General features: G+C 42.3%; 12 protein-coding genes. 5 read left to right on the top strand and 7 right to left on the bottom strand.

Going from position 1 to position 12,359, the window contains the following annotated elements; genetic code table 11:
• Positions 1–35: 35 nt before the first annotated feature.
• Positions 36–1,721, top strand: a complete 1,686-nt coding sequence (locus tag BMX50_RS00525) for a MutS-related protein (protein ID WP_091206161.1) — start codon at positions 36–38, stop codon at positions 1,719–1,721.
• A gap of 216 nt (positions 1,722–1,937) precedes the next feature.
• Here the strand turns inward: BMX50_RS00525 and BMX50_RS00530 are convergent, their stop codons facing one another.
• Positions 1,938–2,228 (bottom strand): chaperone modulator CbpM, encoded by a 291-nt coding sequence (locus BMX50_RS00530; RefSeq protein WP_091206165.1) that lies wholly within the window; start codon positions 2,226–2,228, stop codon positions 1,938–1,940.
• 12 nt (positions 2,229–2,240) lie between these two features.
• Positions 2,241–3,155 (bottom strand): DnaJ C-terminal domain-containing protein, encoded by a 915-nt coding sequence (locus BMX50_RS00535; RefSeq protein ID WP_091206168.1) that lies wholly within the window; start codon positions 3,153–3,155, stop codon positions 2,241–2,243.
• Between the two features lie 175 nt (positions 3,156–3,330).
• Between BMX50_RS00535 and BMX50_RS00540 the strand changes: the two genes are divergently transcribed.
• The gene (locus BMX50_RS00540) at positions 3,331–3,843 is read left to right on the top strand and encodes a GNAT family N-acetyltransferase (protein ID WP_091208482.1); all 513 of its coding nucleotides are present in this window, start codon (positions 3,331–3,333) and stop codon (positions 3,841–3,843) included.
• Positions 3,844–4,000: 157 nt separating this feature from the next.
• Here BMX50_RS00540 and BMX50_RS00545 read toward each other — a convergent pair whose 3' ends face one another.
• Positions 4,001–4,693, bottom strand: coding sequence for an HAD family hydrolase (locus BMX50_RS00545; RefSeq protein ID WP_091206170.1), 693 nt, complete (start codon positions 4,691–4,693; stop codon positions 4,001–4,003).
• 205 nt (positions 4,694–4,898) lie between these two features.
• Between BMX50_RS00545 and BMX50_RS00550 the strand changes: the two genes are divergently transcribed.
• The gene (locus tag BMX50_RS00550; RefSeq protein ID WP_091206173.1) at positions 4,899–5,258 is read left to right on the top strand and encodes a DUF1493 family protein; all 360 of its coding nucleotides are present in this window, start codon (positions 4,899–4,901) and stop codon (positions 5,256–5,258) included.
• 107 nt (positions 5,259–5,365) lie between these two features.
• Here BMX50_RS00550 and BMX50_RS00555 read toward each other — a convergent pair whose 3' ends face one another.
• Together BMX50_RS00555 and BMX50_RS00560 are read right to left on the bottom strand one after the other, a co-directional pair.
• Entirely contained in the window at positions 5,366–5,587 is a 222-nt protein-coding gene (locus tag BMX50_RS00555) for a PspC domain-containing protein (protein ID WP_091206176.1), read from the bottom strand.
• Between the two features lie 4 nt (positions 5,588–5,591).
• Complete coding sequence (locus tag BMX50_RS00560; protein ID WP_091206178.1) at positions 5,592–6,878, bottom strand: DUF2851 family protein; 1,287 nt, start codon at positions 6,876–6,878, stop codon at positions 5,592–5,594.
• Positions 6,879–7,258: 380 nt separating this feature from the next.
• Here BMX50_RS00560 and BMX50_RS00565 point away from each other — a divergent pair, with 380 nt between their 5' ends.
• Positions 7,259–8,563 (top strand): MFS transporter, encoded by a 1,305-nt coding sequence (locus BMX50_RS00565; RefSeq protein WP_091206180.1) that lies wholly within the window; start codon positions 7,259–7,261, stop codon positions 8,561–8,563.
• 175 nt (positions 8,564–8,738) lie between these two features.
• Positions 8,739–9,803 carry a M20 family metallo-hydrolase gene (locus BMX50_RS00570; protein ID WP_091206182.1) on the top strand — a complete coding sequence of 355 codons (1,065 nt, stop codon included), beginning with the start codon at positions 8,739–8,741 and terminating at the stop codon, positions 9,801–9,803.
• A 173-nt stretch (positions 9,804–9,976) separates the two neighbouring features.
• On the opposite strand, the gene BMX50_RS00575 is transcribed toward BMX50_RS00570, so the two are convergent.
• Together BMX50_RS00575 and BMX50_RS00580 are read right to left on the bottom strand one after the other, a co-directional pair.
• On the bottom strand, positions 9,977–11,260 hold the full coding sequence (locus tag BMX50_RS00575) for a glycoside hydrolase family 99 protein (protein ID WP_091206184.1): 1,284 nt from the start codon (positions 11,258–11,260) through the stop codon (positions 9,977–9,979).
• A gap of 35 nt (positions 11,261–11,295) precedes the next feature.
• Positions 11,296–12,303, bottom strand: coding sequence for a family 43 glycosylhydrolase (locus BMX50_RS00580; protein ID WP_167667774.1), 1,008 nt, complete (start codon positions 12,301–12,303; stop codon positions 11,296–11,298).
• Between the last annotated feature and the right edge of the window lie 56 nt (positions 12,304–12,359).

Below are 12,359 nucleotides of genomic sequence, written 5' to 3' on the forward strand. Positions count from 1 at the left end.
AAAGTTGGTTTAATCAAAAATTTATATTTTTAGGTATGTATTACTTTGTCTTTTCTACAATAGTTGTTCTCATCATAGTTGGCTTACTTTATATCAAATCATATTATGACAGGTTACGCTGGGCAAAAAAGAGATTGGTGAAAATTCAGGGTAAATGGGGTAAGCCGCTCAATACCCGACGAAATTTCGACCTGATCAGAACTTATTTAGACTCGGCCAATGATAAAAATAAAGTTTCTGTTCAGACGGCCGACGACCTTGACCTGATCAGCGTTTTTAATTATATCGACAGAACAAACAGTAAACCAGGCAAACAATATCTTTTTAAGTTACTGTATCAGCCCACAACTGATATCGATGCTTTACATGACCTCGATAATGCTGTTGAAGACCTTAATATGGATATCCCCGGCCGGGAACTTATAGAAGTTGAACTATCAAAACTTAATAGTCCCGACGCGTATTTTATCGCAGATCTTTTTCTTAAAGAACATAAACCGGTATTTTCGTCGGTAGTAAATTTTTATGCAAAGGTTTCTCCATTCTTGGTCATCGCGGCTTTAATATCGCTCATCGTTATACCCAATATCTATAGCTTTATCTTTTTGGTGTTGTTGTTTGCTTACAACATCGGGATACATCTTACCAGCCGCAAGGCCATCTCCGGATATGCCAGATCGTTACCGCAATTACTGATCATGTATAAGGTAGCAGTGGCGTTGGTAAAAAGCGGGGAATTTGGCTCGACTACAGCAGTAAAGCAGAGCCTTATTAATTTAACAGGTTTAAAACGTGCACTTAAGTTTGTGAATATAGAAAGCCGCTTCGCGAGTAGTACAAGCGATATCGGTTATGCCGCGTTTAAGTTGTTTAAATTGCTTTTTGTAATTGAGCCTAACACCTATACATCGTCATTAAAACAGATTGCTAAATATAGCACCGATATCAAAGAAGTATATGAATTTATTGGCCTGGCTGATACGCTGATAACTATACAATCTATCCGGGATGGCTTACCGCTTTATTCAAAGCCGGAATTTACGGGTGTTGATGGCAAAATAGAACTTACCGAACTCTTTCACCCGCTGGTAGCTAATTGTGTAACCAACTCGCTGTATACCACAGAGGCCGATAGGGGAGCGTTGATCACCGGGTCGAACATGGCGGGGAAAACTACATTCATTAAAGCGCTGGCATTAAATACGCTGCTGTCGCAAACCATATTTACAAGCTGCGCAAAGGCCTATAAAGCGCCTGTGTTAAAAATAAAAACCAGTATTAAAACCAGCGACAATATTGATGAACAAAAGAGTTATTTCCAGGCGCAGGCCTCTGCTATTTTAAATATCATCGATAACAGCTCTCAGAAAGAAGATATAAAAAGCCTGGTGATCATCGATGAGATTTTCAGGGGGACAAATACCATTGAACGTATAGCAGCAGCGAAATCGGTGCTTTCGTATATCACCGCTAACCAGAACTTTGTGTTTGTTTCAACCCATGACCTGGAGCTGGCCGAACTGCTTGATGAAGATTTTATTGTGTACTCATTTTCTGATTCAAAAGACGGTCGGGTACTCGTGTTTGATTATCTGTTGAAACAAGGTTTACTTAAAAGCACCAACGGCATAGCCATACTCAAATCAATGGGATATCCCGAAACTATTATTGATGAAGCTGATATTATTAGTGAGCGAATGATGAATAGGTATTTGGTGTAAGCCGCACAGGTGTTCGGAAGATGCAGATCAATTGAAAATGTTGGTTTAAAAGGTCATGTCATTGCGAGGAGGCACGACGAAGCAATCTCGTAGCTATACAGACTGGACATGCATTGGCTGCGAGATTGCCGCGCTACGCTCGCAATGGCATATTTTTCATGTTCCCTCGGGGGCTCTTGCAGAAATCCTGAGGGAACTTTAACAAAATCTCATTAATTAATCCTCATACAACCTCAGCCGGTTTTTCAAATATCTCATGTCTTCCTGTAGTTTTTCAACCCGTTCAAGTAGGTGGGAGATAGCTTCAATACCTGCTATATTGATATCCAGTTCGTGCAGGCTGATCAGCTTTTCCAGCTTTTGAAGTTCGGCTTGGGGGATGAAGGTGGTTTCGTTGATGATGGTAATTTCAACCAACCCGGCTTCATGTAATGAAGTAATGAACGTGTACTCAACATTATGATATACACAAAAATCGTTTGCGGCTATTAACTCTGCTGTTTTCATAATGCGTTTAATTTAGGCTGATGATTTTGCCAGTTCTTCAAACAGTTGCTTTTGTTTCTCGGTAAGGTTGGTTGGAGTTTGGATATCATAGGTCAGGTACAGATCGCCAAATTCATTCTCTTTTTTATATACGGGCATACCTTTGCCCTTCAGCTTTACTTTGGCACCGTTTTGTGTTTCGGGGCTTACTTTCACTTTAACCTTGCCGTTTAATGTATCAGCAGTTACTTCTCCGCCCAAAACCGCGGTGTACAGGTCAAGTTTTAATGTAGTATATAAATTGTTTCCATCACGTTTAAAGCTGGCATCAGGGGCAACGTTAAACTGAATATAGAGGTCGCCGGCAGGGCCGCCGTTTACACCCGGAGCACCATGCCCGGCTATTTTAATGGTTTGTCCGTTCTCGATACCTGCGGGTATAGTGATGCGGATATTTTTACCGTTAACGGTTAGTGTTTGCTTGTGTGTTTCAAGTACGTCACGAAGATTTAAGCTCAACGAGGCATTATAATCCTGCCCGCGGAATTTTGCCTGCCTGCCTCCGCGCGCGCTTCCGGCACCGCCAAACATCGACTGGAAAAAGTCTGAAAAATCTTCACTTCCAAAACCATCAGCGCTGCTAAATCCCTCCGCACCGCCGAATCCGCCATACTCTCCAAAGCCGCCGGCCTGTTGACGTGCCTGTTGTTCGTACGCTTCGCCATGCTGCCAATTCTCACCGTATTTATCGTATTTCTTTCGCTTTTCAGGGTCGCTTAATACCTCATTTGCCTCGTTTAACTGCTGAAACTTTTTGTTGGCCTCTTCGTCGTTAGGGTTAAGATCGGGGTGATATTTGCGGGCCAGTTTGCGGTATGCATTTTTAATATCCTTTTCGGATGCATTTTTATCAAGCTCTAATACTTTGTAATAATCTATAAAAGCCATGGCTGGGTTTAATATAAACAGATGTGTTATTAACTATTAAATATACAGCTTGGTTTTAAAACGAATGGCTTTTTTAATGTCATTTGATATAAGTGCACCGGCTTTAAAATTATGACCAGTGGCCTTTTATTTAAAGTTTGCAAATACTACATTTGGCGTCCTTAAATTAAAGCATATGCCTGTAATAACCCAAGCTACCCTTGTTGATGTTTCTGAACTTAACGTTTTAGTGAACAGTGCTTACCGTGGCGAAAGCTCCAAAAAGGGATGGACAACTGAAGCCAACTTAATTGATGGCATCCGCATTGATGAAGAAACGCTTACCACTTATATGAATGATGAAAATATCATCATTTTAAAACATACCGACGAAGATGGCTATATTACCGGTACGGTTTATCTTGAGATCAGGTACCCGAAGCTGTATGTGGGCATGTTTAGTGTATCGCCATTGCTGCAAAATAAAGGGGTAGGGCGTGCTTTAATTGAAGAAGCGGAAGTCTACGCACGTAAACACAATTGCCATACGCTAACCATGACAGTGATCAGCACCCGTTTTGAACTGATAAGCTGGTACGAACGCCGCGGCTACAAACCAACCGGCGAAATCCAGCCTTTTCACGCCCATGGACGTTTCGGCGATGCTAAACAGCATATTGAACTGATAGTGATGGAGAAAAGTATTTAGAGTCTTTAGTCGGAAGTCTTAAGTTCTAAGTTTTTAGTCGAAAGTGCTAAGCAGAGTAAATTGACTTTAAACTTAAGGCTCAAGACTTAGAACTTCATTGGTTGAATTTGGTATAAATCGGCTTAGAGCTTCAGACTCAAGACTTAGAACTTAAGCCTTAGGACTTCAAAACAAACTCCAGCACCTCGCTGATCTTATCAGCCTGTTTAAAGTTTTCGTGGGTTAAAACAGTTTCTACGTGTTCATGTGCCCAGGTAGTATGAAAAGGTACGTGAACAGCATGCCCGCCAATATTGATCACCGGCATCACATCTGATTTTAGGGAGTTACCGATCATCATAAATTCTTCGGGATTGATGTCGAGGTGTTTGATCAGCTTGATGTAATCATCTTCCTTTTTATCGCTCATGATCTCGATGTGGTGAAAGTAATGTGCCAGCCCAGATTTTTTGAGCTTGCGTTCCTGGTCAAGCAGATCACCTTTGGTAGCTACAACCAGCCTGTAGTGGTCTTTTAATGAAGATAATACATGCTCTACATCATTTAGGATCTCTATAGGTTGATTAAGCATATCCTTGCCATACTGTAGTATGGTTTCAACTACCTCAACACTGATGTTTTTTTCGGAAATGCTTAGCGCTGCCTCTATCATGCTCAGGATGTAGCCTTTTATTCCGTAGCCATAAAGCGGCAGGTTATCAACCTCAACCTTAAAAAGCTCTTTGGAAATGGTATGCTGGGGCGAAAAGTTTTCGAGCAGACTGCAAAACCTTTCTTCGGTAGCTTGAAAGTAAGGTTCATTTACCCAAAGGGTATCGTCGGCATCAAAGGCAATTACTTTTAGGTTCATTTGAAGTATCTGGTTTACCTGGTGCAATAATAATACATCAGGTTGATTTTAGCAGCATAAAGGGCCGTTAAGCATCAATAAATATTTAACATTTATTAACTATTGAGCTCAATTTAAGCGATTTAAAAATAAAGTAAATTTGTATGCAACCTTATTTCAAAAGCTACGTCTCATAACTTAAATGGTCAAATTAATATTCGTTTAAATGGAAGAGATACTGCCACCCTTAAAAGAATTTATTGTTGATTATTGCAACAGGTATAAGATCCATAAGGTTGATCCGCACAGCCTGAGCCTCGAGACCAGTATCGATCTTGATCTGGATATTTTTGATATTGAGATAGACCTTTTTCTTGCAGATTTTGCCGAAGAATTTAATGTCGATCCATCCAAATTCAGCTGGTATAAATATGGCTATCCCAAAGGCTCAACCCGGGTAAAAATGATAAAACTGATGTTTGGCTACAACACCACATGGGTTAAACAGCTGGCTCAATACTGCTACACTCCCAAATTTAAAGTGCGCAACCTACAGGATGCAGTCAAAACGGGCAAATTGGTTTAATGAATGATATAGGTTTCACCAATCCGAAATCGGTGAAATCAGAAAGCAATTGGTGAAATCCCCAGAACAAAAATCAGCGAAATCAATGTAATCAAAAAAGTCAGCGGTTAAAGATCGGCAACCCCGGTATGTTTACGTTTGATGAAATTCCTGATATCCAACACAATGCCCGCAAAAAAGTAAAATATCAGCGGAAAGCCCACTGCTAAAAAAGAGGAGTAGATAAAGAAAAGTCTGATTTTGGAGATAGAAATATTAAAACGTTCGCCAAGATAGGTGCATACGCCAAAAGAGTACCGTTCAAAAAAAGTGAGTATTCGCTGTAGCATGGTGTCAGGCCAGTTTTAGTATCTTATTACCAACGCCGCATTGCAGGCATTTCTTATAGTTACAGTAACTATTTTTTAACTCAAGCAATGCCTGTGATTCAAACGCAGTATCAATTTTCACTCCTAAGTTAACAAAATCGGCGATAATATTGTTTTTTTCGGCCGGTAAATTTTCTAATAATTTAAGACTACGACTAATATAATATTGCTGCTGATGCTGTTTGCCATAACTAAACAGGAACAAAGCCACCGTATTGAGCAGCAAGATATCAACAGATCCATCACCCATACTTTTTGACGACGGCTTGGATTGTAAATCAAACCGGTAATGATCTTCCCAGTAATCGTTCACTTTGATCTCCGTGAACAAACCACGCAATGCCTTCACTTCTTTAATTTCCAGTATTTTGGATAACAGGTGGTTTGACTGTACTATAAGCGCCGCGAACTGCGCCAGCCTGATGGTTGGAAAGTTCTGAGGCCTTAACCGCATAAATTTCCACAGGTGGTTCTCTATCGGTTTAAGGTTGTATTTTTTACTGAGGTATCCGTATTCCTTTTGAAGCTTCAAAGGGTATTCATCTTTAAACTCACCCTCCAAAAAGCCTGCCTGCCCAAATATCAGCGCCTCTATTTGCATGGCGTTGTTTTTGTTTTTGGCGAGGATCAACTGTGGCAGGGACTTAGCCATTAGTTCAAATGGCAGGGCATTAACTTTAAAGCCAAAATTCGCTGCCAGAAACTGGTAAAAAGTTTCTTCCCAGTCGCCCTTATTAAGTGCTAAAGCTGCCGCTACATTGGCCGATCGCTTTTCCATCCTTTCAACCAGCACGCGGGTAAGCCAGTTTTGCATGGTGAGGCCATCAACGGTTGCAATGCCAGCTTCGCAGGGAATAAAGGTTTGATTGCCGAAAACCAGTTTATGGTATTTGTTATAAAGCTCTTCACTGATGCGGCTTTGCAGTTCAAGTGTTGGAACTTTGCGCCCGTTTGGCAGAAACAACGGCACATCATTGCGATAAACTACATGCAGTATCACGTTATCAAAAGCACCATCATGCGTATGTCCGTGCTTTTGCCAGTCGGAAGCAGAAAGGTGCACTTCTACATTCCCGGCCCAAATCGTTTCGCCGATACGGATCCTTGCATTATGAAAATCAGGGCCTGAATCTGAATTATGTAGTCCTGCCGAAAAGATCTCCAGTTCTTCACCATCTACAGTTTGCAGGTTTTCGCGCTCAAAAAGTCTGAATTTCCAGATGTAATGCAAAAAATCTTCGGTGAAAAGCATGTTCGGTGAGTGGTTGATAAGGTTAGATTGGGTTGATTATGTTGTTTTATAAAGTTAAATATGCCGGTTTGCAACTTTCCTTTAGATCCTAAAGGTTTAAAATACTAATTATATTTTATTTCGTTTTCTCCTTATTAAATAGATTATTAAAACGATTATAGCAATAAATGCTAAAGTCTCCCACCATTTAATTACAAGGTAAAAAGAAAAGCCGTTAGATACTGGACTAACCTGTAAAACGGTGTAAGAGTTACTTATCATGTGATACTGTTGGTTATTTAGGTTTTCATCTGTTTATATAGGCCTGGTTATTACCCGGGTATTGCAGCTCTATTTTAAAATCCCTAATATTACGGAAACCAACAATATCTCCCAAGCCTATGAATGAAATAAAATCACCAGTATCCCAAACAACGGGTGGGCGCATCAAATCCATCATTGGCGGATCGCTGGGTAATTTGGTTGAATGGTACGACTGGTATGCTTATACAGCCTTTTCCCTTTATTTTTCAGACGCTTTTTTTCCTTCAGATAATCAAACGGTACAGCTATTAAATACTGCGGGTATTTTTGCCATCGGCTTTTTAATGCGGCCTATAGGAGGCTGGGTGATGGGGACCTTTGCCGACAAACGCGGCCGCAAAACCGCACTCACGTTTTCTGTATTGTTGATGAGCGTTGGCTCGCTCATCATTGCCATAACGCCGGGCTATAAATCTATTGGTGTTGCCGCACCTATATTGCTGGTTTTGGCTCGTATTATCCAGGGCTTGAGTGTAGGTGGTGAGTACGGTACCAGCGCCACATATTTAAGCGAAATGGCCACGAAAAAGCATCGTGGTTTTTACTCAAGCTTTCAGTACGTAACTCTCATCATGGGGCAGTTGCTGGCACTGGGCGTATTGGTTTTGCTGCAGAGAGCGTTTTTATCCGAAAAACAATTGCACGACTGGGGCTGGCGCATTCCCTTTGGTATAGGAGCAATACTGGCTGTTACCACCATGTACTTAAGAAGGAGCTTACAGGAATCGTCCTCATTTGAAAAGGAGGGGGCTAAATCTAATGCCATGAACGGTACTATAAAAGCTTTAACGCAGCATCCAAAAGCTGTTTTTACGGTAATAGGTTTAACCATTGGTGGTACATTGGCCTTTTATACCTTCACTACCTACATGCAAAAGTTTTTGGTTAATACTTCCGGTTTCAGTAAAAGCGATGCTACGCTGATCTCAACTTTAACCTTAGCCGTATTTATGGTGATACAGCCGTTATTCGGCTTATTATCAGATAAAATTGGCCGTAAACCACTGCTTATTGGTTTCGGGATACTGGGTACGATTTGCACTATCCCTATTATGACCTTGCTAAGTCATACCAAAGATGTATGGGTAGCATTTGCATTGATCCTTTGCGCACTGATCATCGTAAGTGGCTATACCTCAATCAATGCGGTTGTAAAGGCCGAACTTTTTCCTGCTAATGTTCGTGCGCTTGGGGTGGGCTTCCCTTATGCCATAGCCGTATCGTTATTTGGCGGTACTGCCGAGTATATCGCCTTATGGTTCAAGAATGAACATCATGCGCAATGGTTTTACTGGTATGTAACTATTTGCATTGCGCTGTCATTGATCCTGTACATCACTATGAACGATACGCGTAAACACTCAAAAATGGAAGATGAGTAAATTTTTAGATGTGCAAATTACAGATGTGTAGATGGTATGTAACCTTCGCGTAAATTAGGTGTTAAATTAATGATAAATCTATCAAGCCTGGTTAATGTTCAGGAAATGTATTTCATCCACGTGAATAAAAAGTATTAATTTTGCCCGTTCATTACAAGGGATAACCCTTAAATTTATGACTGAAACAAGTAATTTATTTCAACTGGCAGTAACATTACTGCAACAACTGATATCCATCCCGTCGTTTAGTAAAGAGGAAGACCGCACAGCCGATCTGATCAACGAATTTCTTGAGTCGCATGGAGTAACCACCTATCGCAAACTAAATAACATCTGGGCTTGGAACAAACATTTCGATCCGGCAAAAGAAACCATCCTGCTTAATTCGCATCATGATACTGTTAAACCCAATTCGGGTTATACACGCGATCCGTACGATGCCAAAATTGAAGACGGTAAATTATATGGCCTTGGCAGTAATGATGCCGGAGGCTGTCTTGTTTCGCTCATAGCGGTGTTCCTGTACTTTCATGATAAGGAAAACCTAAAGTACAATTTTTGCTTAGCCACTACTGCCGAAGAGGAAATCTCAGGCGTGAATGGCCTGGAGCTGATCATCCCCGAATTAGGGCAGTTATCATTTGGTATTGTAGGCGAACCAACACTGATGCAGTTGGCCATTGCCGAACGTGGTTTAATGGTGCTGGATTGTACCGCTCATGGCCGTGCCGGTCATGCCGCTCGCGAAGAAGGGGAGAACGCTATTTACAAAGCCCTTACTGATATTGAATGGTTCCGCTCGTTTAAATTTCCTAAAGAGTCGGAAGTTTTTGGGCCGATAAAAATGTCGGTTACCATTATTAACGCAGGCTCACAACATAACGTAGTGCCTGCCAGCTGTGTGTATACCGTTGATGTGCGCGTTACCGATGCTTACCGTAACGAGGAAGTATTAGAGATCATCCGTGAACATGTTGCAAGCGATGTAAAACCACGTTCTATCAGATTAAAACCATCATCTATCCCAAAAGAACACCCCATAGTTCAGGCAGGCATAGCACTCGGTCGTACCACCTACGGTTCACCAACAACATCCGACCAATCATTACTGGATATTCCATCCATAAAAGTTGGCCCCGGCGATTCCGCACGTTCACATACTGCTGATGAGTTTGTTTATGTGGATGAGATCAGGGAAGGTATTGAGTTGTATATTAAGATGCTGGAGAGTATTAATTAAAAATAGTTAAAAATATGGGTGTCATGCTGAGCCTGTCGAAGCATGGTGGGCAAGGCCTCTGCGCACGACCCTTCGACAAGCTCAGGGTGACAGGCCTCCGCACCCGTATAAAAATGCAACAGCCCCATTTACCGATCCGTAAATGGGGCTGTTACATTTGTGACAAGGCCTTATTATTTAACCGGTGTAGGCCTTGTTGGCGTTAGCGGAATTAATCCCTTAAACATCTTTGCACCATCGCCTGTAAGTCTCAGATAGTAGTCGGCAGAGCAAGCTGTACCGTCTTCATCAAGGGTTACAAATGATGAGCCTGCCGGTACAAAATCCTGGCTTTCGGCGGTCTTGGCTATCTGGTTACCTTCATTATATTCATCAAACATAGAAATGTAAAGGCCCTGCGCGCCAACGCTTTTCATGTTGAAGAACTGGCGCCACATAAAATCACCGTGGGCACGCTGATGTTGCTGTAAATCGCCGGGAAGAACACAAGGCTGATAATCGATACCATGGGCTTTACAATAGGCTACATCCGGGCGGTTAACCGAGCTGTAAAAGCTATCCGATTCACTTTTATTGCCAATGCGGCCAACCATCCATGGGGATATCATATCCAGGGCACTATAAGCTGAAAGGAATGCCGGCTTTGAGTCGCTATCCTCGGTACGCCAGTGAGTAGGCACACCGCCAATAACATAACACCCTTTGCTTTTAAACCATTTGATCACATCCTGGCATTGTGCAGCGGTAAAAGGGTGGTTGTCGTCGCTAAAACCAAACCCCCAGATACATACTACCGGCTTGCCATTTTGCTTTGCATAAGCCGGAGATGCGGTATAAACCGACATTTTGTTGGTCCAGTCAGTTTTGATTTCCGATTGCATATCTTTCCAGCCGCTTACATCATACATAATGTAAAACTTAACGCCGTTTGCTTCGGCTGCTATTTTGGTTTTCGCCGCCATGGCATCACGTACCGGACCTTCCAATCCGCTTGGGTTAAAACGCTGCAGGGCCGCGCCGTCGATACCGTATTGCTTCATCCATTTAAACTGCACATCAATAGTTTGATCTGAAAAAGATGAGAATACATTAGCCGGCTGACCGTTGTTGAGGTTGGCATACTTAGTAGGGAAGGTTTTGGTGTAGTCGCGAACATCGGGCCATGACGCGATAGCAACATTGGTAGGAGAGGGCTGCTGTTCCCAGGTTTGTGCCCAATGCCAGTACCGGTCAATCGGTGAGCCATCTCCAATTGCTGCAAACCATCCCTGGTAACCTACAACTACTTTACCCACAACGTCGCCAACGGGAGAGGGGGTAAGGTCTATTGTGTCTTTTGGCTTATCTGGCGGCGTAACATCGCCTCCTCCGCTACTTTTCTTTGAACAGCTTAATGCTACCACCATCATGGCGGCAATGCAAAATGTTGTTGAATTTTTACTTCTGATATTTTTCATCGATCATTGATTAAAGGGGTTATGTGTTCGATTGGCTATTTTGAAGCTGTTGGTTCAACCATTTTGATAGAACCATCGGCATTGTAATAAAGTTTATCCACGCAGATGGATCTTAACCAGTCTTCATGTGATAATGCACTGGTATGATAAAATGAGTACCACTGGCCCTTATATTGAACGATGGAGCCGTGATTGGTATAGCTATCTGTTGGGTCCATATAAATACCACCGTAGGTCCATGGGCCCAGCGGACTTTTACTGGTGGCGTAGTTCATGCGGTTATGCTTTCCGTTAACGTCATGGTTATCTGAATATGAGAGGTAATAAATACCATTGCGTTTATGCACCCAGCTTGCCTCATGAAAATCTTTAAGGCCTTCCATTGTTTTCATTTCGCCGTTAATTTCCATCATATTATCCTTGAGTTTGCCGCCTTTACAGGTACCGCCGCCTCCGTAATAAAAATAGGCTTGTCCATCATCGTCAATGAATACACAAGGATCAATCATCGATTCAAGCCCTTTAATATAGCCCTGAACGGTAAAGCCGCTTGCCGGGCTTTTGCTGGTTGCTACACCAATTTTCCAGCTGTCGTTCCACTTGGTATCGCTTGGATGCGGGAAATAGAAATAATAGGTACCATTTTTATAAGCACAATCCGGGGCCCACATAAAACCGCCTTCTTTACGGCCCCAGGGCACCTGTGCGGCGCGGAGAATCTCGCCATGATCTTTCCAGTGTACCATATCATCTGTCGAAAAAACATGATACTGATCCATCAGATCGCAACCCCTTGCCGGGAAAATATCGTGTGAGGCATAAACATACAAGCGGCCATCAGCCCAAACGTGTGCAGATGGGTCGGCGGTGTACATGCTCCTGATAAATGGGTTGCCGGTGGTGGTATCGGCGGTAGTTTTTTCCTGTGGTTTTGCTTTTTCCTGGGCTTTGGTGCAACTGTTTCCGGCAAGCACAAATGTTATAGCCAGCGTTGCAGGCAAAGTTTTTATTGCCAGTGGTTTAAATAGATTGGTTAAATTCATTACGATATCTTCGTGTTATTGAAGTCGGCCACAGTCGATATCCTGCGGCCGGCTTT

It is taken from the genome of Mucilaginibacter gossypiicola (genome assembly GCF_900110105.1).
Lineage (GTDB): Bacteria > Bacteroidota > Bacteroidia > Sphingobacteriales > Sphingobacteriaceae > Mucilaginibacter > Mucilaginibacter gossypiicola.

What these genes read in the sequence shown, in the direction of transcription:
- BMX50_RS00525 (WP_091206161.1), top strand. Translation starts at nt 36, where the DNA reads ATGTATTACTTTGTCTTTTCTACAATAGTTGTTCTCATCATAGTTGGC.
- BMX50_RS00530 (WP_091206165.1), bottom strand. Translation starts at nt 2,228, where the DNA reads ATGAAAACAGCAGAGTTAATAGCCGCAAACGATTTTTGTGTATATCAT.
- BMX50_RS00535 (WP_091206168.1), bottom strand. Translation starts at nt 3,155, where the DNA reads ATGGCTTTTATAGATTATTACAAAGTATTAGAGCTTGATAAAAATGCA.
- BMX50_RS00540 (WP_091208482.1), top strand. Translation starts at nt 3,331, where the DNA reads ATGCCTGTAATAACCCAAGCTACCCTTGTTGATGTTTCTGAACTTAAC.
- BMX50_RS00545 (WP_091206170.1), bottom strand. Translation starts at nt 4,693, where the DNA reads ATGAACCTAAAAGTAATTGCCTTTGATGCCGACGATACCCTTTGGGTA.
- BMX50_RS00550 (WP_091206173.1), top strand. Translation starts at nt 4,899, where the DNA reads ATGGAAGAGATACTGCCACCCTTAAAAGAATTTATTGTTGATTATTGC.
- BMX50_RS00555 (WP_091206176.1), bottom strand. Translation starts at nt 5,587, where the DNA reads ATGCTACAGCGAATACTCACTTTTTTTGAACGGTACTCTTTTGGCGTA.
- BMX50_RS00560 (WP_091206178.1), bottom strand. Translation starts at nt 6,878, where the DNA reads ATGCTTTTCACCGAAGATTTTTTGCATTACATCTGGAAATTCAGACTT.
- BMX50_RS00565 (WP_091206180.1), top strand. Translation starts at nt 7,259, where the DNA reads ATGAATGAAATAAAATCACCAGTATCCCAAACAACGGGTGGGCGCATC.
- BMX50_RS00570 (WP_091206182.1), top strand. Translation starts at nt 8,739, where the DNA reads ATGACTGAAACAAGTAATTTATTTCAACTGGCAGTAACATTACTGCAA.
- BMX50_RS00575 (WP_091206184.1), bottom strand. Translation starts at nt 11,260, where the DNA reads ATGAAAAATATCAGAAGTAAAAATTCAACAACATTTTGCATTGCCGCC.
- BMX50_RS00580 (WP_167667774.1), bottom strand. Translation starts at nt 12,303, where the DNA reads ATGAATTTAACCAATCTATTTAAACCACTGGCAATAAAAACTTTGCCT.